This window comes from Lysinibacillus sp. NPDC093692 (assembly GCF_050280125.1).
In the GTDB taxonomy this organism is placed as follows: Bacteria; Bacillota; Bacilli; order Bacillales_A; family Planococcaceae; genus Lysinibacillus.
In genome coordinates this window covers 63,886-86,865 of record NZ_JBNNUW010000001.1, presented here as the reverse complement: position 1 = coordinate 86,865, position 22,980 = coordinate 63,886, and the positions used below count along the sequence as shown (strand labels likewise).

18 protein-coding genes are annotated in these 22,980 nt (G+C 37.1%); 6 read left to right on the top strand and 12 right to left on the bottom strand.

Annotated elements, in window-relative coordinates:
* Nucleotides 1-66: 66 nt before the first annotated feature.
* The 3 genes from ACQKN4_RS00400 to ACQKN4_RS00390 form a co-directional block, all read right to left on the bottom strand.
* Complete coding sequence (locus ACQKN4_RS00400) at nt 67-573, bottom strand: hypothetical protein (RefSeq protein ID WP_427481632.1); 507 nt, start codon at nt 571-573, stop codon at nt 67-69.
* 87 nt (nt 574-660) lie between these two features.
* A complete protein-coding gene (argS, locus tag ACQKN4_RS00395) occupies nt 661-2,328 on the bottom strand; it encodes an arginine--tRNA ligase (protein ID WP_079559362.1) in 1,668 nt (555 codons plus the stop codon).
* Nucleotides 2,328-2,759, bottom strand: coding sequence for a DUF1934 domain-containing protein (locus ACQKN4_RS00390; RefSeq protein ID WP_427481630.1), 432 nt, complete (start codon nt 2,757-2,759; stop codon nt 2,328-2,330). Before ACQKN4_RS00390 ends, argS begins: the two co-directional genes overlap by 1 nt.
* Before the next feature lie 206 nt (nt 2,760-2,965).
* On the opposite strand from ACQKN4_RS00390, the gene ACQKN4_RS00385 reads away from it, so the two are divergent.
* Nucleotides 2,966-3,901 carry a threonine ammonia-lyase gene (locus ACQKN4_RS00385; protein ID WP_427481628.1) on the top strand — a complete coding sequence of 312 codons (936 nt, stop codon included), beginning with the start codon at nt 2,966-2,968 and terminating at the stop codon, nt 3,899-3,901.
* A gap of 62 nt (nt 3,902-3,963) precedes the next feature.
* Here ACQKN4_RS00385 and ACQKN4_RS00380 read toward each other — a convergent pair whose 3' ends face one another.
* From ACQKN4_RS00380 to ACQKN4_RS00360, 5 genes are all read right to left on the bottom strand, one after another.
* A complete protein-coding gene (locus tag ACQKN4_RS00380; protein ID WP_427481626.1) occupies nt 3,964-4,725 on the bottom strand; it encodes a CPBP family intramembrane glutamic endopeptidase in 762 nt (253 codons plus the stop codon).
* Nucleotides 4,722-5,291: a TetR/AcrR family transcriptional regulator gene (locus ACQKN4_RS00375; RefSeq protein ID WP_079559358.1), complete on the bottom strand. Its 570-nt coding sequence runs from the start codon at nt 5,289-5,291 to the stop codon at nt 4,722-4,724. The genes ACQKN4_RS00380 and ACQKN4_RS00375 overlap by 4 nt, the downstream gene beginning before the upstream one ends.
* 421 nt (nt 5,292-5,712) lie before the next feature.
* Nucleotides 5,713-6,480 carry a CPBP family intramembrane glutamic endopeptidase gene (locus ACQKN4_RS00370; RefSeq protein ID WP_427481624.1) on the bottom strand — a complete coding sequence of 256 codons (768 nt, stop codon included), beginning with the start codon at nt 6,478-6,480 and terminating at the stop codon, nt 5,713-5,715.
* A gap of 281 nt (nt 6,481-6,761) precedes the next feature.
* Nucleotides 6,762-6,920: a TetR family transcriptional regulator gene (locus tag ACQKN4_RS00365; protein WP_079559356.1), complete on the bottom strand. Its 159-nt coding sequence runs from the start codon at nt 6,918-6,920 to the stop codon at nt 6,762-6,764.
* Nucleotides 6,921-7,273: 353 nt separating this feature from the next.
* On the bottom strand, nt 7,274-7,645 hold the full coding sequence (locus ACQKN4_RS00360; RefSeq protein ID WP_427481622.1) for a winged helix-turn-helix transcriptional regulator: 372 nt from the start codon (nt 7,643-7,645) through the stop codon (nt 7,274-7,276).
* Nucleotides 7,646-7,810: 165 nt separating this feature from the next.
* Between ACQKN4_RS00360 and ACQKN4_RS00355 the strand changes: the two genes are divergently transcribed.
* Nucleotides 7,811-8,527, top strand: coding sequence for a 3-ketoacyl-ACP reductase (locus ACQKN4_RS00355; protein WP_079559354.1), 717 nt, complete (start codon nt 7,811-7,813; stop codon nt 8,525-8,527).
* Between the two features lie 423 nt (nt 8,528-8,950).
* On the top strand, nt 8,951-10,069 hold the full coding sequence (locus ACQKN4_RS00350; protein WP_427481620.1) for a hypothetical protein: 1,119 nt from the start codon (nt 8,951-8,953) through the stop codon (nt 10,067-10,069).
* A gap of 437 nt (nt 10,070-10,506) precedes the next feature.
* Here ACQKN4_RS00350 and speB read toward each other — a convergent pair whose 3' ends face one another.
* Nucleotides 10,507-11,379 (bottom strand): agmatinase, encoded by an 873-nt coding sequence (gene speB / locus ACQKN4_RS00345; protein WP_079559352.1) that lies wholly within the window; start codon nt 11,377-11,379, stop codon nt 10,507-10,509.
* Between the two features lie 404 nt (nt 11,380-11,783).
* On the opposite strand from speB, the gene ACQKN4_RS00340 reads away from it, so the two are divergent.
* On the top strand, nt 11,784-13,841 hold the full coding sequence (locus ACQKN4_RS00340; RefSeq protein WP_079559351.1) for a transglycosylase domain-containing protein: 2,058 nt from the start codon (nt 11,784-11,786) through the stop codon (nt 13,839-13,841).
* 348 nt (nt 13,842-14,189) lie between these two features.
* On the opposite strand, the gene ACQKN4_RS00335 is transcribed toward ACQKN4_RS00340, so the two are convergent.
* Nucleotides 14,190-14,705 (bottom strand): YwhD family protein, encoded by a 516-nt coding sequence (locus ACQKN4_RS00335; protein ID WP_079559350.1) that lies wholly within the window; start codon nt 14,703-14,705, stop codon nt 14,190-14,192.
* A 170-nt stretch (nt 14,706-14,875) separates the two neighbouring features.
* Here ACQKN4_RS00335 and ACQKN4_RS00330 point away from each other — a divergent pair, with 170 nt between their 5' ends.
* Nucleotides 14,876-15,061 carry a 2-hydroxymuconate tautomerase gene (locus tag ACQKN4_RS00330; protein WP_053484500.1) on the top strand — a complete coding sequence of 62 codons (186 nt, stop codon included), beginning with the start codon at nt 14,876-14,878 and terminating at the stop codon, nt 15,059-15,061.
* A 153-nt stretch (nt 15,062-15,214) separates the two neighbouring features.
* Nucleotides 15,215-15,883 carry a class A sortase gene (locus ACQKN4_RS00325; RefSeq protein WP_079559349.1) on the top strand — a complete coding sequence of 223 codons (669 nt, stop codon included), beginning with the start codon at nt 15,215-15,217 and terminating at the stop codon, nt 15,881-15,883.
* 51 nt (nt 15,884-15,934) lie between these two features.
* On the opposite strand, the gene ACQKN4_RS00320 is transcribed toward ACQKN4_RS00325, so the two are convergent.
* Nucleotides 15,935-21,079 (bottom strand): collagen binding domain-containing protein, encoded by a 5,145-nt coding sequence (locus ACQKN4_RS00320; RefSeq protein ID WP_427481617.1) that lies wholly within the window; start codon nt 21,077-21,079, stop codon nt 15,935-15,937.
* Nucleotides 21,080-21,576: 497 nt separating this feature from the next.
* On the bottom strand, nt 21,577-22,950 hold the full coding sequence (locus tag ACQKN4_RS00315) for an HD domain-containing protein (protein ID WP_427481615.1): 1,374 nt from the start codon (nt 22,948-22,950) through the stop codon (nt 21,577-21,579).
* Between the last annotated feature and the right edge of the window lie 30 nt (nt 22,951-22,980).

The following is a 22,980-nucleotide window of genomic DNA, read 5'->3' as shown; positions in this document are numbered from 1 at the left end:
TCAGTATATCATTGACGCTAACGTAAACTTCAACAAAATATCTGAATTTTACAGAAAATTATAGTTTTAGAGAGATGAATCTGTTTGTTTCGGGGATTTTACGCGGCACTTTGATGGTTCAACCCATGACTTTGGGGTTCTATCCACGATTTTGATGGTTCTATCCACGATTTTTGGGATTCTATCCACGACTTTCGGGGTTCTATCCACGATTTTGGGGATTCTATCCATGACTTCAATTTCCGTCGCTTCAGCGGTTCTTTCTGTCACTTCGACTGTTCTTTCCGTCGCCCCGGCCACTCCCTCCGTCACCCCAGCCACTCCTTCCGTCACCCCAGCCACTCCTTCCGTCACCCCAGCCACTCCTTCCGTCACCCCGGCCACTCTTTCCGTCACCTCAACCGCTCTTTCCGTCACCTCAACCGCTCTTTCTGTCACCTCAACCGCTCTTTCCGTCACCTCAACCGCTCTTTCCGTCACCTCAACCGCTCTTTCCGTCACCTCAACCGCTCTTTCCGTCACCTCAACCGTTCTTTCCGTCGCTTCGACTGTTCTTTCCGTCGCTCCGGCCACTCTTTCCGTCACCTCAACCGCTCTTGCTTCCTAAAACAGAAAAAAACCCCCGGCACATGATCGTGCCGGGGGCTGGAAAGACGATTATTACATTTTTTCTGGTGCTGATACGCCGATTAAGCGTAGTGCGTTGGCAATTGTTGTACGCACAGCAGTGATAAGAGCTAAACGAGCTTCTGTTAGCTCTTTATTTGAAGCATCTAACACTTTTTCAGCGTTATAGAAGCTGTGGAATGCAGCTGCTGTTTCTTGAATGTAGTTGGCGATACGGTGTGGTGTACGGTGCTTCGCAGCATCTGCTACCATTTTCGGGAAGTCGCCCACTTTTTTCAGTAAATCGATTTCTTTTTCAGCAGTTAAAAGGCTTAAATGATCTGTTGTTGCAGCAAAGCCTTGCTCATTTGCTGAGCGTAAAATTGAAGAAATACGTGCATGCGCATATTGTGCGTAATACACTGGGTTTTCGTTTGATTGAGATACGGCAAGGTCAAGGTCAAAGTCCATGTGAGAATCGCCTGCAGTTTTCACGAAGAAGTAACGAACTGCGTCTAAGCCAACTTCTTCTACAAGCTCACGCATTGTAACAGCGTTCCCTGTACGTTTAGACATTTTGAATTTCTCACCGTTTTTATAAAGTTGAACCATTTGGATGATTTCTACTTCAAGTGTATCACGGTCGTAACCAAGCGCCTGAATAGCAGCTTTCATACGTGGGATATAGCCGTGGTGATCAGCGCCCCAAATATTAATTAATTTATCAAAGCCACGTACAATTTTATCTTCATGGTATGCGATATCTGGAGTCAGATATGTGAAAGAGCCATCATTTTTAATTAATACGCGGTCTTTATCGTCACCAAAAGTTGTCGAACGGAACCAAGTTGCACCGTCTTCTTCAAATACATGGCCATTCGCTTTCAGTTTATCTAACGCTACTTCGATTTTGCCGTTTTCGTATAGTGATGTTTCTGAATACCACTCATCAAAGTTTACACGGAAGTTTGCAAGGTCTGTTTTTAACTTGGCTAATTCTAACGCTAAACCATGTTGACGGAAGAATGCAAAACGTTCTTCTTCAGATTTTGATAAAATTGCATCGCCATGCTCTCCTACTAGTTTACCAGCGATTTCAATAATATCTTGACCGTGGTAGCCATCCTCTGGCATCTCAGCATCCAATCCTAAAGCTTGCTTATAACGCGCTTCAAGTGAATACGCTAAGTTATTAATTTGGTTACCTGCATCGTTAATGTAGTATTCACGAGATACTGCGTAACCTGCCATATCTAACACATTGCATAATGAATCCCCTACAGAAGCTCCACGTGCATGACCTAAATGAAGATCTCCTGTTGGATTTGCAGATACAAATTCAACTTGAATTTTTTCTCCTGCGCCAGCATTTGAACGGCCATAATCTACACCTTGCTCAAGCACTGCTTTTACTACACCTGTTAGGAAATCTTTACGCACAGTAATATTCATGAATCCAGGGCCAGCAATATCGATTTTTTCAATATCTGTACCTGCTGTGTCTAGGTTTTCTAAAATTGCTTCTGCAATTGCACGAGGTGGTTTTTTTGCTAACTTCGTTAATTGCATTGCAATGTTTGTTGCATAGTCCCCATTCGCCTTATCCTTAGGTGTTTCTAGGTGAATATTTAACTCTGTGCCAGCTTCGACTAAACCAGCTTTTTCAACAGCCTGCGCAATTGCTACTTTAATGGCTTGTTGTACTTGTTCTACTGCGTTCATCATTGTACCTCCGTAAATGTAATGTCTAATGTATAATTGCCAACGGATTGCCCACCCATTAGTAAATCGTACTGTACATGGAAATCTCCGCTTACTGCCTGCTTTGTAAACGTCATTTCTTTCGTGTCTATGACGAGTGGCATTGAACCTAATTCACTTTCATAATGACCCATTTGTTGTTTAATTATGTTAAGTGGTAGTCGCATTTTTATTGCTCCATTACGCATAATTAATGCCTGTTCATTGCCTAGCTTCATAGTTGTGCGGATGGTTTTATCCTCCTGCACCTCTTCATATTTCAAATATATGCTTCCTGCTTTTTCAAGTAGCTGCCCTGTTAGCAACATTTCATAACCTTCAGATTCCCCGTCAATCGGTCGAATCGTAGAAATGAGCTTAATGTTCACCTGCGATCTTGCTTCGTTCGCCATTATGGACGCTCCCTTTTAATGTTTTTACTATAACCTTTTTATTATAGGATGAATACTCATATTTTTTCAAGATAGAAGTAAGTATTCTATCCGATGTTTGTTCAGAATTACTTACCATTTAAGTATTGACACAAATCCACAGTAAATCTACAGTTATGTTATAAAGTCTGAATTTTTCATCATTTTGTTGAAATGAGGGTTGCTATATGTTAACACTTGAACAAATTCATGCTGCTAAACGAAGAATTTCTCCTTATATTTTTGAAACGCCTATTATTCAATTAAACGGTCTCGATCATCTTTTAGGATGTCACGTCTACATAAAAGCCGAGAATATGCAAAAAACAAACTCCTTTAAGCTTCGAGGGGCTCTCAATAAAATGCTTTCCACACCATTAGAACAATTACAAAAAGGCGTAGTTGCTGCATCCTCAGGTAATCATGGCAAAGGTGTTGCCTTTGCTGCCAAACTGTTAAATAGTAAGGCAACAATTGTTCTACCTGATTCAGCTCCTACCGTTAAGGTTGATGGAATACGTGCCTTAGGTGCAGAAGTTGTACAGTGTAAGCTAACAGAAAGACATACCCTAACTGAAAAGCTTAGTCGTGATTATGGCTATTACAACATACATCCTTATGATGATTACGATATTATGGCAGGACAAGGAACAGTAGGCTTGGAAATAGTAGCACAGCTTCCAGTTGTCGATACTATAGTTGTTCCTATTGGTGGTGGTGGATTATTAAGTGGCATTGCAACTGCTGTCAAATCCATAGCCCCTCATATCAAAACAATTGGTGTGGAGCCCGCTGTTGTTTCGCGTTACACAAAAAGCTTAGAAGCTGGTGAAAGATTGCTTTTAGCCGAACACAAATCTTTGGCAGATGCCCTACTAACTTTACAGCCAGGGGAACGAAATTTTCCAATTGTTCAACAGCTTGTCGATGAGATTGTAAGTGTAGATGAGTCTTTGATCCAACGTGGGATGAAAACCTTACTCTCCGAGGGTAAAATTATCGCAGAACCCTCCTCTTCTATTGGAATTGGCGCTGCCCTGCAAGGAGCTTTACCTATTCATAAAAACGAAAAAGTATGTTTCCTCATTACAGGAGGCAATGTTGGATTAGAGGCTTGGACTTAAGGAGACTAGCAAAAAAAGCATCCACTCAAATAAATGAGAATGCTTTTTTTGACATGTCGTGTTTAAACGTAGCTTTCAGTATTCCCCAATTTAGTAACATCAGTCTTAGGAAATAAAGCTTTCCAGAAATAAATAGCGAGACCAATTAACACTAGACAATGAAAGATATAAATAGAAACAGCAAGAACATTCGGCTCACTTTTATCGGTCAGAATAGCAATAAAATCATGCGAAGCGTGCCAGATAATCGGGAACATAATACTTTTTGTCTTTGCAACAATTTCTGCACAAACTAACCCAAAGAGGCATGCAAATGCTACTTGCATTAATGTCAATAAAAAATCCTGACCGGAAAGTACATTTACAAAATGTCCAATTCCAAACAAAATAGAGGAGCCTATAATAGCCGTTTTAAGCCCTTTCGCTGATAAATATTTGAGAATTAGGCCACGGAAAATAAACTCTTCAAAAAGACCAACGGCAATAACAAATAGAAACAAAATAAATACATATTGCGCAGAAAAACCATCTCGATCTGTAATACCACTAAAGAATGCAGTCAACTCAGAAATAACGATAACAGCCATCCACGCCTCTACTTTAAACTTTCTAAATCCGAAATCTTGGAAAGAGAATTTACTTTTTTTCATGATCCAAAGAGTAACTAGTACACCAACTGCAAAGGCAATAAATTGAATCAAAGTTATAGAGCTTAAGCTACTTATATTTTTGACAGCTATAATTACACCAGCTATGAAAGGAAAAATAAGTGCTAGCAAAGTAAATAGCATCGATAAAAGAATAGGTGAATTTTTCATCTTCATTTATTTTCTCCATTCAATAATTTTAGTTTTACTCCTTCAAAAACGTCTTTTAAAATACCCTCAATTTCCGAGCTATCTAAATCGCATGTATTTGTCGCACACATTGTTGCTATACCGTGCGTAGTTAACCATATATCAATAAATAGAGATTTAGCAGAGGTTTGAGTTAATCCCGTTAAATTAGAAATTAGCGCTATAATTCCTTGATTTTCTACGTCATTTATTAAATCCGAAAAGCTCGTGATCTTATATTTATTAGATAGGAATAATAGCTCAAATAACTTATTTTCTTCGCGAGCAAAGTTAATATAAGCTAACCCCATTCCTAAAAAAGAACTTTCTTGCAAGCCCTTAAACATTCTTTCGTTATAAAGATTGCTAGCTCTTTCATATATGGCATACTTCAAATCGTCCATACTTGAGAATAATCGAAAAATAGGCTTTGTCGAACAACCTAATTCTTTTCCCAAATCCCTTGCATTCACACTATCAATGCCACTTTTCCTAGTCATTTCAAAAGCACAATCCAATAAAATTTCCTCTGTAAATCTCTCTTTTGGTGCCAAAAAAATTCGCCCCCCTTTATAGGTAACGCTTGTTACCTATAAAGTAACAATATTTTCCTGTCTATGTCAATAAGATATGTGATACTAATCGAAAGTTTTTGAAAAAGCAAAAAGAGTTCAACTTGGTAAATGAGCTTTTTTCCAAAGAAAGTCCTTGAACTCCCCAAAGATTGCTTTTAGCAGAACAAAATCTTTCACTGATGCCCTACTAACTTTATAGATAACAACTTGTCGATGTTCAATCTGAATAAAAACCTTACTCTCCGAGGGTAAAATGTTCACAGAACCTCCCTCCACCATTAGTATCGACGCTGCCCTGTAAGGAGCTTTACCTATTCGGATAAACAAAGAAGACGCTTCAACATTAGCTCATCAAAAAAGCATCCACTCAAATGAATGAGTAAATGCCTTTTTATCTTGTTTAAACGTAGCTTTCAGGCTTCCCTTTTTTATTGCTCTCTCCATCTTTCTTAGAGAATAAAACTCTCCAGAAATAAATTGCGAGACCAATTAGCACTAGACATTGAAAGACATAAATAGAAACAGCAAGAACATCCGGCTCACTTTTATCAGTCATGAATGCAATAAAATCGTGCATAGCGTGCCAGATAATCGGAAAAATAATACTTTTTGTCTTTGCAACAATTTCTGCACAAACTAGCCCAAAGAGGAATGCATAAGTAATTTGTAATAATGTCATTAAAAAATCTGCACCGGAAGCTAAATTTGCAAGATGTCCAATACCAAACAAAATAGAGGAACCTAAAATAGCTACTTTAAGCCCTTTAGCTGATAAATAGTTAAAAATTAGACCTCGGAAAATAAGCTCTTCACAAAAACCAACGGCAATAACAAGTAGAAGCAAAATAAATAAATATTGCGCAGAAAAACCATCTTGATCTGTAATACCATTAATGAATGCAACCAGTTCAGAAACAATGATAACAGCTATCCATGCCTCTGCTTTAAATTTTCTAAATCCGAAATCCCGGAAAGAGAATTTACTTTTTTTCATGATCCAAAGAGTAACTAGAACACCACCTGCAGTGGCAATAAATTGAATCAAAAATATAGAGCTTAAGCTACTTATATTTTTGGCAGTTACAATTACACCAGCTATGGCAGGAAAAACAAGTGCAAGCAAAGTGAATAGTATCGATAAAAGAATAGGTGAATTTTTCATTTTCATTTATTCTCTCCATTCAATAATTTTTGTTTTACACCTTCAAAAACGTCTTTTAAAATACCCTCAATTTCCGAGCTGTCTAAATCGCAAGTATTTATCGCAATACCATGCGTAGTTAACCATATATCTATAAATAGAGACTTAGCAGAGGTTTGAAATTAGCGCTATAATTCCTTGGTTTTCTACCTCATTTACTAATTCTGAAAAGCTAGTGATCTTATATTTATTGGATAGGAATAACAGCTCAAATAACTTTTTTTCCTCTCGCGCAAACTTTATATAAGCTAACCCCATTCCCCAAAAAGAACTTTCTTGTATGCCTCGAAACATTCTTTCGCTATAAAATATAGGCTTTGTCGAACAACCCCTAATTCTTTTGCTAAATCTCTTGCATTAACACTATCAAACCCATTTTTTCTAGCCATTTCAAAAGCACAATCCATTAAAATTTCTTCTGTACTTTAGGTGCCAAAAAAATTCCCCTCCCTCGATAGGTAACATCAGTTACCTATGATGTAACAATATTTTCCTGGCTATGCAATAAGATATGTAATACTAATCAAAAAGTTTCCAAAGAAATGAAAAAAACTCACTTTGTAAATGAGCTTTTTTTCACCAAGAAAGTCCGTAAACTCCCATTATCTATCGGATCATGTTAACCAAATTACAAAAGCAATTGGGGCTAAAAATGGTCTCATTACGCCCCACCTTTAGCCTCATATCAAGCTGTATTTGCGATGACGTTTCACTTTCGCTAACAGCACGGCAAATCAAATCGAAATCACCTTTATTTTCCTTATTCACTTTCTTGTTTAATTTGATTAATTCTCTGTTTTCCCCATTCATACATCATTTCAACGATTGGTAATAACGTCATCCCTAGTTCAGTCATTGAATACTCGACTTTCGGAGGAACTTCTGGAAACACTTCTCGGTGAACAATCCCATCTTCCATCAGTTCACGTAATTGGTTTGATAATATCTTATGAGATATTTTCGGAAAAAGTCTTTGAAGCTCACTGAAGCGATGCGGTCCTTCGACGCCTAAATGCCACAGAATAACAACTTTCCATTTACCGCTTATGATCGATAAGGTAAGTTCTTTTTCACAATGGTAATCGTTATTTATTATTCTCTCTTTTATCTCTTCTCTTAATTTATCTGACATAAAGCTAACTCCCTTTTCATATAAGTAACTTTTAGTAACCTCCGCACAAAAAAGTGCACTCTTCACAATGTAGAAAACCGTAGTAAAATGAGGTTAGTCTTAAAGACAAATCTTAATCTATTTTTTCGTCTAAATAAAACGATCTTATCTAAAGGAGAGAAAAACATGCAAGCAATCGCAGGTAAAGTGGCGTTAATTACAGGAGCTGGACGTGGAATTGGACGCGCAACAGCAGTAGCATTTGCGCAAGAAGGTATTCACGTAGGTCTTGTTGGACGTACGCTTGAAAATTTACAACAAGTAGCAGAGGAACTAAAACAATATGATGTGAAGGTAGCCATCGCTGCGGCAAACGTAGCGGATTTAGACTCTATTACTACAGCCGTTGAATCTATTCGCGGTGAGCTTGGCGCGATTGATATTTTAGTAAACAATGCAGGTATTTCTAAATTCGGTGGCTTCATGGACTTAACGCCTGAAGAATGGACAAATATTATCGATGTCAACGTAAAAGGTGTGTATTACACAACACGTGCTGTATTACCGGAGATGATCGAGCGCAACACAGGCGATATCATTAATATTTCCTCAACTGCTGGTCAAAAAGGTGCACCAATTACAAGCGCATACTCGGCTTCAAAAGCTGCAGTTATCGGACTAAGTGAGTCATTAATGCTTGAAGTGCGTAAGAAAAATATTCGCGTTACAACATTAACGCCAAGTACAGTTGCTACAGATATGGCTGTTGAACTAAACTTAACAGACGGCAATCCAGAAAAAGTGATGCAAGCAGAAGATTTAGCAGATTTAATGGTTGCACAACTAAAACTTCACCCACGTGTTGTCTTAAAACATGCTGGACTTTGGTCAACGAATCCTTAATAGAACTCTATGAAATATCAAGGCGCTATCCGATGTATTTGGAATGGCGCCTTTCTTTTTTAACAATATGCTCCTATGAGATCCATACAGTTTACGGCTACTTTCTCTAGGAATTGGATGAACAAATAGTTTCTGTAGTTAGAGCTTAAAGTTACCCCTACTCACCCGCTTCTTTTCGAAATAAAGGTTCTATCGAAGTACTTTACTAGCACCTTCTTCCAGCACCACAATTAAAGAGAATTATTTCCTTAGTTCTAACTCATCATTCATTAAATGTATAGCCTCTTTTTCCGCCTTCGATTTAATTATCAATCTATAACTTCCAACTATTTTAAAAATTTTTTAACTTTAACTAACTTTTTATAGTTGGAAAGACGTCCAATAATTAGTAATTAAACCATTTAAACAAGAGGAGAAATAATTATGAAAAAAACAACTAAAAAATCATGGATGATTGTATCAGCACTAACAATAGGGATGGCTGTCTTCACGCCATATCAAGCTGAGGCAACTACAACAACGAAAACAACAAACGAAATAACTGTTAAAGCTGAACAACAAATTAAAGGCACTATTAAAAGTGTTTACGGAGATAGCATCTCAATTAAAGGGAAAGACGGCAAAAACTATTATATCGACCTTCAGAAATTTTCAGATAAGCAATTAGAAAAAATGAACTTAGTAGAAGGTCCTGAAATCTCTGTAGAAGGTAGCTTAGTACAAGATTATTCAGACTTCTATACGTTTGACACATATAAAAAAAGCTTACCTAAAGAAATAACAAAAGAAGACCTAGCAAAATTAGAAAAGTTATTTAATCAAATGAAGAAGTTAGAAAAAGAAGAGAAATATGATGAAGTAGAAAAAGTTAATCTTGAAATGGATAAAATCACAAAGCCGTATATTTTAACTAGCTGGGTACCTATATCTTTTGAAGAGTTCATTGAAGAGTATGGATTTAGTGAAAAAAATATAGTTATTAAAGAAAAAGATAAAAAACAACTGAAAGATATTTATAAACAGTGGATAAAACTAGAAAAATCTAATAAAGAAGAGGACGCACAAGAAAAATTCGATGAATTCCAGAAGGTTCTTCAGCCTTACTTAGATGCTCTAAATCCACCGATAACATTTGAAGAATACATCTCAGATTTGGAATTAGATATCCCGGTTGAAGCTATGCCAAAACTAAAAACTTTATACAATGATGCTAAAAAAGCTGATACAGATAAAAACGAACAATTATCTGACAAGCTATGGGGTGAATTCAATGAATTGCTTGATCCTTATTTTAAGCCAATCAGCTTTGAAGATTTCTTTTCTAACTTTGATTTCGAAATCAAGTCAAATGATCAAAAAGAATTAAAAAAGCTATATGAAGAAGCAACAGCTCTTGCTAAAAAAGGTGACTATGAAAAATCAAATGCAAAATGGGATGCTTTCGATAAAATTTTAAATCCATATTATGAAGCAAATAAAGAAATACTAATCTCAGCTTCTAAAGTAACGATAAACGGTAAAGTTTATACTTCAAAACATTAATATATTTCGGGGTTATCCTAAAAGTCATTAAACAATGATTTAGGGATTAACCCCTTTCTTATCTCCTTATAGCCCTATACGCTTATTGTGAGTATTTTTCTCGCCATAATTTTTTTAGTTATTAACAGTCTGCAGTCCGAAATTTCCCCTCTTATCAACTAACCTTAAATTTCAGAGTCGGTGACAACTTTGCTCTAAGCAAAAAAGGATTTCCGCATACACATGCAACAATTCTTATGAATAATGATATCCAAGTAAAAACCATTGCCGAACGATTAGGAAATACTGCTGAAATGATCCATACAGTTTATGGACACATTCTCTAGGAGATGATGGTGCAAACAGTATCTGTATTTAGTCAAAGTTTAAAGAAAAATGGGGCTAGCTTATTGCTAACCCCACTCCAACCAGTTTATATAAACACTAGAAAACCTTATTTATTTTACCCAGCCTAAAATCATTTCTCTCAATAACTTCGAAGCTGTATTTACTGTCATTTCCGATGTGTCGTAGATTGGTGCAACTTCAACTAGGTCAAAGCCCACTACATTGACGTTACTCGCTGCAATTGCATGGATAGACGCTAGTAATTCTTTTGATGTAATGCCTCCGCAATCTACTGTTCCTGTACCTGGCGCATGTGCTGGGTCAAGTACATCTATATCAATCGTTACGTAAACGTTGCGACCCGCTAAAGACGGTAATACCTCTTTTAATGGCTCTAGCACTTCGAATTTTGAAATGTGCATGCCATTTTCCTTCGCCCATTCGAATTCTTCTTTCATACCTGAACGGATACCAAATGAATATACATTTTTCGGTCCGATATGTTCAGCAATTTTGCGAATAGGTGTTGAGTGTGAAAGGGGCTCTCCTTCATATTCTACACGTAAGTCTGTATGTGCATCGAAGTGAATAATTGCTAAGTCATCATATTTTGCTGATACAGCTTTCATAACAGGCCAAGATACTAAATGTTCGCCACCCATACCTACAGGGATTTTACCATCTGCTAAAAGCGTCTCGATATACTTTTCAATTTCATCTAACGAGCGTTGTGCGTTGCCGAATGGTAACGGAATATCACCCGCATCAAAATATTTCACTTCTTCTAACTCACGGTCTAAGTATGGGCTGTATTCTTCTAGACCAATGGATACTTCACGAATACGCTGAGGGCCAAAACGTGAGCCCGGACGGTAACTAACTGTCCAGTCCATTGGCATACCATAAATGACCGCCTGAGCATCCTCATACGTAGGATGACTTTTTATAAAAACATTTCCTGAATAAGCTTCATCAAATCTCATTAATAGACCTCCACTTTTAGAAATTAATCCTATTACATTCATTTACATCAGTTCATTACTAAATTGATTTCCGTTCCAATTGGGGGTTTCCAATCTCCCACCAAATCATTTTTCCACATGATATCTATTTTATAACTTGTGATAATGAACCTCTATTAAGGGCTTACAGGAATGTAATGAAACCTCTATCCCTGTATCCTCGTATACATTATTGGAACGTCTAGCAGAATTCGATTAAAATCTACAATGTGCTATTCTTTTGTCGAATGCTAGCATTTCAAACAGTACAAAAAAAGTATAGATGTTTTTGAATAAAGTGCAATAGTTTTTACCAATAATTTCGATTAAATATGAATGTTCAAACACATACTATACGCAAGTGTGAGAAAACGAGGTGAAGTCGGATGAAGAGAAAAAGCTATCAACGTAAGCAAAAACGTTCAAAGCGTACACGTAAAGCACTTACCTATTTTGTTGCCTTTACATCCGCAATTGTAGTAGCATTTATAGCTTTACGCGTCTATGTTCAAGTGGCCGGTGCCCCGCCTTTAACCGTACCTAAAGCCTCTATTTTCTTAGATGAAAATGAGAACCAAATTGGGGATCACTTTGCGAATGAACGACGTTACTGGGTTAGTCTTGATGAGATGTCTCCCTATTTAAAGCAAGCAGTAGTAGCTGTTGAAGATAAAGATTTTTATAAGCATGGCGGTTTGGATTTTTCTCGTATCGCTGGTGCAATATTAGTTGATATTAAGGCTGGAAGTAAAGTTCAAGGAGCAAGTACAATTACACAACAATATGCTCGGAATCTATATCTTTCACATGAGAAATCGTGGACACGAAAATTAAATGAAGCACTGTATGCTTATAGATTAGAAGTTTTTTATGATAAAGATGAAATACTAGAAGGTTACTTAAATACTGTTTACTACGGCCACGGTATGTACGGCGTAGAAGCTGCAAGCCGATTTTATTATGGAAAGTCTGCAAAAGATTTAACACTTGCGGAAGCAGCAATGTTAACCGGTGTTCCAAAAGGGCCAAGTATTTACTCCCCTATTGTCAATTTAGAGAAGGCAACTAATCGCCAACACGTTATTTTAAAATTGATGACTGATCAGGGTGCTATTACGCAAGATGAAAAAACACGTGCAGAAAGTGAAAAGCTTGTCTTAAAGAATGATAGCTGGGTAGCCACAAAATCTGTAGCACCATTTTTCCTTGACGTAGCATGGCAAGAGGCTAGTGAAATTTTGAAATCAAAAAATCTCGACATTAGTGAGGGTGGCTGGACTATCCAAACAACGATTAATCTAGAACATCAAAAGGCAGCTGAAGAAGCTGTAGCTAAACATATGCCTGCTGATGATCTTCAAACTGCTTTTGTTAGTATGAAATCCAATACAGGCTCCGTTACAGCATTAGTTGGAGGTCGTGACTATGCTGCAAGTTCATTTAACAGGGTTACACAGGCAAAACGTCAGCCAGGCTCGACCATTAAACCTATTTTATATGCGGCAGCTTTAGAGAATGGTTATACACCATTAACACTTTTAGATGTAGGTGAGACAACTTTCACTTATGATCATGGACGGGCCACATATTCACCTAAAAATGTTAACGGTCAATTTGCAAACCATGATATGTCAATGGCACAAGCTATCGCTATTTCTGATAATATTTACGCTGTTAAAACTTTAGAGGAGATTGGCTTTAAACCATTTCACGAAATGGCTGATCGCTTCGACGTGACTATTGGTAAGAAGGACAATTTATCCATGGCGCTTGGAACGACCGAAACAACATTATATGAAATGACGAATGCTTATAATATTTTAGCATCGCAAGGGAAAAAAACTACGCCTACTACTATTGTTTCTATTAAAAATGCTAACGGCGATACTATCTACGAAAATAAAGAAGTTAGTAAAGAAGCTGAAACAGTTCTCTCAAAAGAAAATACGTATATCTTAACAGAGATGATGACAGGTATTTTCGATCCAGTCTTTAGTGATTATTCTCCCGCTACAGGGATTAGCATTCGCTCTCGTATGACGCATACGTATGCAGCAAAATCTGGCTCTACTAATAGCGATCAGTGGCTGATTGGATTTACACCTAGCTTAACTGCCGGCGTATGGAACGGCTATGATCAAGGGAAAAATCTAACAGAAAGAGAAGATACCGCTGCTACTAAGCAAATTTGGATCGACTTTATGGAGACTGTCAATAAAGGAACAAAGAACGAGGATTTCAAAAAACCGAAAGGCGTTAAAGGTGCGGTCATCGATATTGAATCAGGTAAACTAGCGACAAATGCCTGCCCTCAACAACGTCTGATCTATATGGATGCTAAAGATGTACCAACCGAAAAATGTTCTTCAAACTTTGATATTCTCGATACCGATACGTGGGGAGAGTTCTGGAATATGCTCCCATTCAACATTTTTAAAAATTAACGAATCATGCGGAACCTTTATCTGCAATAAGCGTTTTATTAGCGAAGGCTCTCGACAAAGTAACAGACATAAACTAAAAAGAAAAGCTTTCTCTTCCCCGGAGCTGTGTCCGTGGGAACAGAAAGCTTTTCTTTTTATGGTTCGCGAAGTAGATGAGAATCATGGGGCATTTGGCTTGGGTTTGGGTTGTTCAAATGCCGCATAGCGCTCATCACATTCGCAGAACCAAGTGTCCTAGCTTACTAAAATGTAAGTTCTTTATCAAGTTTACTTGGTTTCAAACTCACTTTCAACCTTATATGAAAGCGATTATGAAATGTCACAGATTGTTCAATCATTGTAGGTCTATTAAACAAATAAACCTTGACGCAATTGCTCCTCACTGCGTGCCCATAAGTCAGGGTTGAGCTCGGCTAGGAAAGAAGCTAACACCTTTTTAGACGGCGCATCCATATGCTCTACCATAATGTGACGCTTCATAGATTTATCCATTCTATTCACATGATCAGCTAAAATTTTGTAGCCACGACGTTTTTCACGATTAACTACCATTTCACACGCAGTTACACCCGCATAGTAAGGTCCATCCGCTTTATGATCGATTGTCACCCATACTAGCCAATACGCTTTTCCACCTTCTGAATCAGCGCGATCTGTCGTAAATTTAATACCTCGTTCCACATCACTGCGAGCATGCATAGCACCGATTTCAACTGATGCCGTCCCCTCTTCTATATCGATAATGACTGGCGATACGTTTTCAAGCGAAAGCGAACCGATACCAAATCCCTTATGTCCGTCTGTTGGATCATTTTTAATAATAGTAAAGCCCATTTTTTGTTTTGGTTTTTCTTCATTTGCCATACTTTAACTACCTCCATTCTGCTATTATAAAATTAAAGCATTGTTATGCGTATTAGCGTCGTAATGAACGCTACTAGCATAGCGCAAATGCCTACATATAAGTAAGAAGTTTATATAATACTTTCTTATAAACTAACTATACAACATTATTCAATAAAGGAGGCAATATTATGCCATACGTAACAGTGAAAATGCTTGAAGGTCGTACTGAAGAACAAAAACGTGCACTCGTAAAGGAAGTAACAGAAGCCGTTTCTCGTACAGTGAATGCGCCACCAGAAAATGTAACAGTCTTCATCGAAGAAATGTCTAAAAACCATTACGGTGTTGCAGGCGTACGCTTCAGCGATAAATAAGATTAGAACGGGTAGAGCATATAAAGCTCTACCCATTTTTAACGTATGGTAGCCTTCGTTTAGAAGCTTGTTACAGGCGTTTTTCGGTTCTATATACGGAATAGGACCACTACCGGCAACTCGTAATTTCAATACTAGGATGTGTTTTATGACATGAATAAATTTAAACTGCCACTACTCATTTGTATGCTTATCGTTGGCCTCTTACTTATTTTTATTAACCCCATTCAACATGCAATTATTGCCCATTTGAGTAAACAATTAAATACAACTGATTACAGCGCTGAGGAGATGGCCAAAAACAAAAATGCAGATGCCGATTTTGAATTTGAAGCCGTGCAATCCCTTTCCATAGCGGAAGTTTTAAAAGCGCAGACAACCGCCAGCAAAATGCCTGTCATCGGTAGTATCGCAGTCCCTAGTGTGGATATGAAACTACCTATCGTCAAAGGAGTTGGTAACGCCGCTCTTGCCGTTGGAGCAGGCACGATGAAGCCTACTCAAAAACTTGGACAAGGAAACTACGCATTAGCAGGTCATTATTTTGAAGAAAAAGATATTTTATTTGGCCCCTTATATAAAGCTAGCATAGGAGATACGATATATTTAACGGATTTAACGAATATTTATGAGTACAAGATCACAACTAAGGAAATCATCGCTGCAACAGATGTTTATGTTATTGATGATATCCCTGATAAAACGCTTCTAACCCTCGTTACATGTGCTGATGAGGGTACGAAACGACTTGCCGTACAAGCAGAATTTGTCGAGCAATATCCATTCGACAAAGCACCTGCAAAACTATCAGAAACCTTCTAGCATAAGAAAAACCCCAAGATTTTTACGATCCTGGGGTTTTCTTATTGAAAATTATTTCACTTCTGTATTGCGACGGCGCAATAAGAATAATGCACCTAGAACAAGCGCTACACCAATTAGTGTAAGAGCTGTTTGGTTTGCTCCATTTGTTTGTGGCAGCTTGCCTTGCGCGTTTAACTGCGCTTCCATTTCTTTTGCATCTGCTTTGATTTTATCAATATCCAGATATTTATCTACTTCTGCCTGTTCCTCTTTAGATAACTTGTTGTATTTATCGAGGAAACCATTATATTCATCTAATGTATCTTTATCCGCTGTAGAAGGATTGTATGGCTTTAATTCTTTTCCTTGATCAATAACTTCTTCTACAGTTGGTTTTTCAGGTTTTGTTGGGTTTGTTGGATCTTTTGGATCTGTTTCGTTACCTGAACCACCTGGATTTGTTGGATTAACTGGCTTCTCTGGATCTGGTTTTGGTTTTGTTGGTTTTTCTGGATCAACCGGCTTTTCTGGTTCTGGAGTCGGTTTCTCTGGATCAACTGGTTTTTCCGGATCCGGTTTTGGGTCAACTGGTTTTTCTGGATCTGGGTTAGGCGTCCAGCCACCACCGCCTCCGCCACTTGTTGATTTAGGTTTTACTGTTGCAGCGCATGTATCTTTTACAGTAAATGAGCCAATTAAACTAGTACCATCATATACATTGTACGTACCTTGTTTAATAGCTTCATTTGGCAATAGAACCGTTCCTGCAATACTAGTTGTGAGAACTTCATTACCGTCTGCATCTTTAACGATATTACCTTTAGCATCTTTTATTGTTATCTTTGCATTCACATTAGGCGTTCCAAGTTCAGTTAGTACTGTTAATGTAAATGAAGGACAAGCAGGTGCTGCTGATACTTCTGCTTCACATTTAACTGAATATTTAACTGTTATTTGACCAATGAATAGATCGCCTTGATATACACTATATTCACCTGAAGGAATGTCTTTAGATTGAATCGTAATTTGACCTAATTCATTTGTCGTTTGATTAGTAGCAATAATTGCTCCTGTTGCTTTATCTTTGATTGTGATATTGCTAACATTAGGACGCGGATTGCCATTTTCATCCTTCACTGTTAATGTGAATAGCTCACATTTTGGTGCTGGTTGAACTGTTTTTTCACATTCGATATTCGTTTCGAAAGTACCAATTTTTTCACCATTTACTTCAACTGTATAAATACCTGGTTCTAAATCAGTTAATTCAATAACACCTGTCGTAGTTTTTGTGCTAATAATTTCGTTACCGTCAGCATCTTTAACAACGATTGTTGAAGTACCGTCAGTAATATTATTACCATCAACATCTTTTACAGTTAATTTAAACTCTTCGCATTTTGGTGCCTGTTCAACAATAAATTCATGCCCACAGTCTTTTGTATACGTTAAAGTTACTGTCCCCAAGAATTGGTTACCTTCGTATACAGTATATTCACCTGGCTTCACGCCATTATCAGCATTAGTTTTGTTTGATTCAAAAATAAACTTACCTGATGCATCAGTTGATGCCTTTACTTCTGTAGTACCTGATTTTAATGTTAACTCTTTAATATTTGTACGGATGTTGCCGTCTGTATCTTTAACTACGATTGTGAAGTTTTCGCACTTAGGTGCTGGTTGAATACTCGCGTTACAGTTTTCACTGTACTCTACAGTAATCGTTTTTAACGTCTCACCATTATAAATAACATCGTACTGACCTGCTTTAACTTGGTCTGGAGTAAAAGTAACTTTACCGTTTTTAACAGTATGATTTTCTGATAATCCCGTCGCTTTACTTACTAATGTTACTGTTCCATCCACTAATTTACCGTCAATATCGTATACTGTTAATTCAAACAGTGAACATTTCAATGGACTTTCTGGTATGTTGGCGATTTCAACAATTTGTTTACCCTCAAAAGGACCTGATGTTGCTTTTTCATCTCGATTTAATGTAAAGATTACATCCGGATTTTCAAAACCATCAACTTTTGTTTCTTTTAATGTATATTTACCCTCAGCTAATTTTAATCCGAAGTCTAATACACCGTTTTCATCTGTTTTTGCGCTAACTAATGGTTTATTTCCTGTGTATTGGCTGTATAAAGTAAACTCAACATCTTGCATTACTTCGCCTGTTGCAGCATTCGTTTTTAAAATGACAAATGGTACTTTAACTGTTGATGCTTGGTTACCGTAATTAAAATCAGCAATTGACCAGCTATCTTTTCCACTTGTTTGACTGCCACCTTGATAGCTTACTTCTACTTCATTTTCAGCATCAGAGCCTGATTCTCCTGTAAATACTGTTTCGTATTCTATATAGTATGCTGCAGTTACATCACCTAAATTAAGAGTGAACGTACCGTTTTTCATATCTACATTTAATGTATACTCACTTGGATCTAAAAGTGTCTTTTTTTCAGCTGGATTACTTGGAGTTGTTCCAGACAATGCAACTTTATAAATTCTAAATGTATCTTCTAAAATCATTTGTTCTGGGTTACCATCTTCATCTTTACCCACTGTGTCGGTAATGACTACATTGTCTAATTTTGATTGTGCGTAGTTAAACTCAAAATTCCACTTAGCTACTGCAGAACCACGATCAGCTTGATGACCCATTTTGTTTAAAATTTTATCTGTATGATTTACATCAACTGTTTTTGACCACGAAGCATTCTCACCTTCATCGCTTGTTAATGTAGCTGTATTCGTAATACGTACTGGGTTCCCATGTGGGAATATGCCATCTTCATCTACTGATTCATATGTCACTTTATAAGGACTATTAATATCCCCTAGTTCAAGCTTAATTTCGTTCGGTTTACCTGAAGTGTTTGGAATCTCTATTGTTTCTGTTCCTGTGAAAACACCACTTGCATTTAGTTCACCTTTTTGCACTACAATATTTTGAACTTTTTGTGTATCTGGTAATTTATCCTCAAATACAGCATTTTTTAAAGAATTGTAGTTAAAGTTAAATTCAACATCCCAGTAGAAGGTTTTTGTTTCGTAATTATAATGACCTTCTTTTTTACCATTTGTTTTTTGTTCAGTCCGAATCTCTTGTTCTGCTGAAGCAGAAGGAGATTTCGGCAAATTATCATTTGTCATTGTTACTTTATTATGATATTCAATTGTATTTGATCCAGCATGTCGAATATCGTATTCAGTATCATACGTAATTACGATAGGCTCATTTATTTCATCGTTTAAAGTAATTTCAAAACCAGCTTTATCTTTATTTGTTAGCGTATAATCTTTACCACTAACTAAAGGCTTATTACCTATTTTCACTTCCAAAGTATCAACTTTTAAAGTAAGGTTTCGATCTGTAAAATCATCAGTAAACACAGTTCCAGCAGCTAAATTATAACCAGCTTGGTTCGCCACAATCTTCCATGACATTGTTTTATTTTGATAGTCAATACCATTTGCAGATTTATTTAGTAATAGATTTATTTTATTATAATTAGAATAATCTTCTACCGGTTTTGACATATCTGGGCGTGATACTTCATTTTTTACCGTAAAACTCTCAGTTGGATACACACCATCTTTTGGCTTTGTTACATATTTGATAACATACGGTTTTGTTACAGGAGCATTAAATTTTAATTTAAAACCATTTCCATCTTTATCCACTTTATAAGAAATAGCGGCAGGAGTATTACCATCTGCCTCAAACACTTGTACCTCTCCTACTAATTCTTGAGTATCAGTCCAGATGTCCGTTAGTACTGCGTTTTCCTGTGAAATATTGCGGTTATTGAAGTTATACTTAATTGTCCAATATGTTCTTAAATCACTAGCAGTAGGACCTGTATGCGTTTTTGCTAATGGATCACCAAAGCTCACGTTTACTGATACAGTAGTAGATTTCCCATTATAAGTTGCCTCATTTTCAAAGATAGCATTATTAACGTTACCTGCGTCACCAACTTCTGTTTGATACGTAATGCGGTAAGCAGTATGCTTTTCATTCGGCAATGCAATTGTCATTTTATTGTTATCGAAGATTGGAGTCACAATGACAGGGTCATTAGAGACTGTTATCGCGCCATTTGGTGATACATTTAACTTTGTAATTTTTACAGAATCTTGCTTAAATGTATGCGCCCCTTCTAGTGTATCAACAAAATCTGAAGTGCCTGATGCTTCATTAACTCGTAAATCTGTATTAACATCTACTGTCCAGTCAATAAACTTACTATTTTTCCCACCATTATCTGCTACACCTGATTTGGACACCGGTTTACCGCTCGTTTTAGGTTGGAAATTCAACTTAATGTTTTCAGTGCCGGGTAAACTAATTGTTTCTTCCCATTCCGTATTACCGCTTGCAAAGTTTGCTTGTACGCTAAAGTACGCACCTGGCTCAAGGGCTACACCCGTTCCTACATCATCTCGTAAAGCTTCGTTGAATGTAATTACAATGTCATTTCCACTTTTTGAAATTGTACCTACCTCACCGTAAGCTGTTCCTTTCGGGAAAGTGATATTTTCAAAAATATCCGGTAAAGTGTACGTTAATGTTGTACCCGGACCATAGTTATGTCCCGCTTCTAGTTCTAAATGAAATTTAAACTCTGCAGATTGTCCGTTAGAAACATTAATACTTTCATTTGGACTTACCTTTTTTCCATCCACAGTAAACTCAACATTTTTAATTACATCAACAGACATAATTTGATCATATGATGGGGGTGTAGTTTCATCATCCTTATCTTCTTTTGGATTTTCTCCTTCACCACTAACATCGCCTTTTTCAGGTTCAGTTTGTGTTTCAGGGAGTTTACCTACACCCGTAGAACCAGTAACAGGATCATCACCTTTTTCAGATCCAGTTGAGGTTTCAGGTAGTTCAACTACGCCCTCGGAACCAGTAATAGGACCATCACCTTTTTCAGATCCAGTTGAGGTTTCAGGTAGTTCAATTACTCCCGTGGTACCAGTAATAGAACCATCACCTTTTTCAGGTTCAGTTGAGGTTTCAGGCGATTCACCTACTCTCGTGTTATCACTACTACCCACATCTCCAGATTCAGCTGAATGTGCTAAAGTTTGTGCTCCGTCAATCGCAAACACCGAAATCGGTGAAAGGACTGTTTGGAATACGAGTAGCATTAAGATTATTGCTATGTTTAGTTTTTTAAATTTTCGCATGTTTCTCTCCTTTTCTAAGTTCAGAGAGTTACCTATTGGTGTTTGCTGACGACGTTGCATCCTTTCGTCTCGAAAAGCATGCCGCAAACAATAGGTTGGTCCCTCTTTCCTTCTATTCAATGGTCGTTTATATGAATACACTCGAATAAGTACTCACGAATAGGCACTTACGATGACTTATGTATGTGCGATGTACAATTAGAAAATATCCATAGTACTTTTGTGATACCCTTAATAATAGGCACAACCGATTTTAGGGTTTTCGACTCATTATAAACGATTATACTAAACAAATTCTAAACAATCCTGGACTTTTTATTTATAAAATTCTAAAAATTTCTATATAGTTTCCACTTTTTTCATCTTTATACAACGACAAAAAAACAGTGAAAATAACTCAATTAGAGTACTTTCACTGTTTTTCACTATAGACACGTTGGAATACTATTAATTCCATTTATTTTTTTATACATATTTTTATACATAAAAATTTTTTATTAATTTTTCCCCTCACCTTGCAGCAAGGCTAATATTTGTTTCTTCACAGCAGGATGGGTACTATTGTCCTCTAGAAAATCTAGTGGGAAATATACTTTATGATCTCGTTTCATGCGACCAGAAATAGAATCAACAATAATAGATTCACGTGATAGCTCTCGTAGCTCTCCATTTTTCATTTCTAAGAAAATAGGAACACGGACTTCCTCTTCTCCTGGTCGATAAAAGTCATACGGTAAATCTGCTGTCGTATCGTGGACAAGATAATATTCTGGATTTAAATCAGCTTGCTTGAAGAGTTCTTGTAGTTTTTGATATTTATCTAGCTCTACACCTGGATCTAAATCGATGTACTGAAATAGCTTTCGGTTAACAAAGCGGCGACTTAAGTCACTTAATATAACATCATCTTCTTGCATCCAAAGTTGAAAATATGTAAAAAGAATACTCTCATCTAATGCAAGATAGTCATCTAGCGTAATGGAGTTGCGGAAAAATGCTAAAAAGTGTGTAGGTTCGTGCTTAAATTTATAGCCAGCTAAGCTTAGTTGCTTAGCTCGTTTTAAAATATTATTTAATACAACCTCCGCACTGCGAGATACTGGGTGGAAATAAATTTGCAAGTACATTTGATAGCGGCTCATTATATAATCCTCTACCGCATGCATACCCGTTGCCTTGATAACGACCTGATTTTTCCTTGGACGCATTACTCTTAATATACGCTCCATATCAAAATGACCGTAGCTTACGCCTGTGAAATAAGCGTCACGCTGTAGGTAATCCATACGATCAGCGTCGATTTGACTCGATATTAAACTGACGACCTGCTTATTCGGATATGTTTTTTCAATGACCTGAGATACTTTCTCCGGGAAGTCAGCCGATACTTTTTTTAATACGGCATTCACTTCTGTATCACCGAGCAAAATTTGTCTTGTATAAAATTCATGATCAAGCTCAAAAACATTTTCAAAGGCATGTGAAAATGGCCCATGCCCTAAATCGTGTAAAAGGGCTGCACAAAGCACAAGCAGGCGTTCATCCTCATCCCATTCCGGACGACCTGCAAATATATCATCTACTATGCGGCGTACAATTTCGTAAACGCCAAGTGAGTGACTAAAGCGACTATGCTCTGCTCCGTGGAATACTAAAAATGTTGTACCGAGCTGGCGAATTCGACGTAGTCGCTGAAACTCTTTCGTACCAACTAGATCCCAAATCACTTGATCCCGTACATGCACATAACGATGCACTGGATCCTTGAATACTTTTTCCTCTTGTAATTTAGCTTTTGCATAATGTGTCAATTGTACAGCACCCCCGTTTCCTATTTGTTCTATTATATGCGATAAATACAGGACTAGCATACATATTGCCTTTTAATTATAGAGACTATC

Excerpts from the sequence above, each read along its gene's own strand:
- argS (WP_079559362.1), bottom strand. The coding sequence starts at position 2,328 with ATGAACGCAGTAGAACAAGTACAACAAGCCATTAAAGTAGCAATTGCG.
- ACQKN4_RS00390 (WP_427481630.1), bottom strand. The coding sequence starts at position 2,759 with ATGGCGAACGAAGCAAGATCGCAGGTGAACATTAAGCTCATTTCTACG.
- ACQKN4_RS00385 (WP_427481628.1), top strand. The coding sequence starts at position 2,966 with ATGTTAACACTTGAACAAATTCATGCTGCTAAACGAAGAATTTCTCCT.
- ACQKN4_RS00380 (WP_427481626.1), bottom strand. The coding sequence starts at position 4,725 with ATGAAGATGAAAAATTCACCTATTCTTTTATCGATGCTATTTACTTTG.
- ACQKN4_RS00370 (WP_427481624.1), bottom strand. The coding sequence starts at position 6,480 with ATGAAAATGAAAAATTCACCTATTCTTTTATCGATACTATTCACTTTG.
- ACQKN4_RS00365 (WP_079559356.1), bottom strand. The coding sequence starts at position 6,920 with ATGGATTGTGCTTTTGAAATGGCTAGAAAAAATGGGTTTGATAGTGTT.
- ACQKN4_RS00360 (WP_427481622.1), bottom strand. The coding sequence starts at position 7,645 with ATGTCAGATAAATTAAGAGAAGAGATAAAAGAGAGAATAATAAATAAC.
- ACQKN4_RS00355 (WP_079559354.1), top strand. The coding sequence starts at position 7,811 with ATGCAAGCAATCGCAGGTAAAGTGGCGTTAATTACAGGAGCTGGACGT.
- ACQKN4_RS00350 (WP_427481620.1), top strand. The coding sequence starts at position 8,951 with ATGAAAAAAACAACTAAAAAATCATGGATGATTGTATCAGCACTAACA.
- speB (WP_079559352.1), bottom strand. The coding sequence starts at position 11,379 with ATGAGATTTGATGAAGCTTATTCAGGAAATGTTTTTATAAAAAGTCAT.
- ACQKN4_RS00340 (WP_079559351.1), top strand. The coding sequence starts at position 11,784 with ATGAAGAGAAAAAGCTATCAACGTAAGCAAAAACGTTCAAAGCGTACA.
- ACQKN4_RS00335 (WP_079559350.1), bottom strand. The coding sequence starts at position 14,705 with ATGGCAAATGAAGAAAAACCAAAACAAAAAATGGGCTTTACTATTATT.
- ACQKN4_RS00330 (WP_053484500.1), top strand. The coding sequence starts at position 14,876 with ATGCCATACGTAACAGTGAAAATGCTTGAAGGTCGTACTGAAGAACAA.
- ACQKN4_RS00325 (WP_079559349.1), top strand. The coding sequence starts at position 15,215 with ATGAATAAATTTAAACTGCCACTACTCATTTGTATGCTTATCGTTGGC.
- ACQKN4_RS00320 (WP_427481617.1), bottom strand. The coding sequence starts at position 21,079 with ATGCGAAAATTTAAAAAACTAAACATAGCAATAATCTTAATGCTACTC.
- ACQKN4_RS00315 (WP_427481615.1), bottom strand. The coding sequence starts at position 22,950 with ATGCTAGTCCTGTATTTATCGCATATAATAGAACAAATAGGAAACGGG.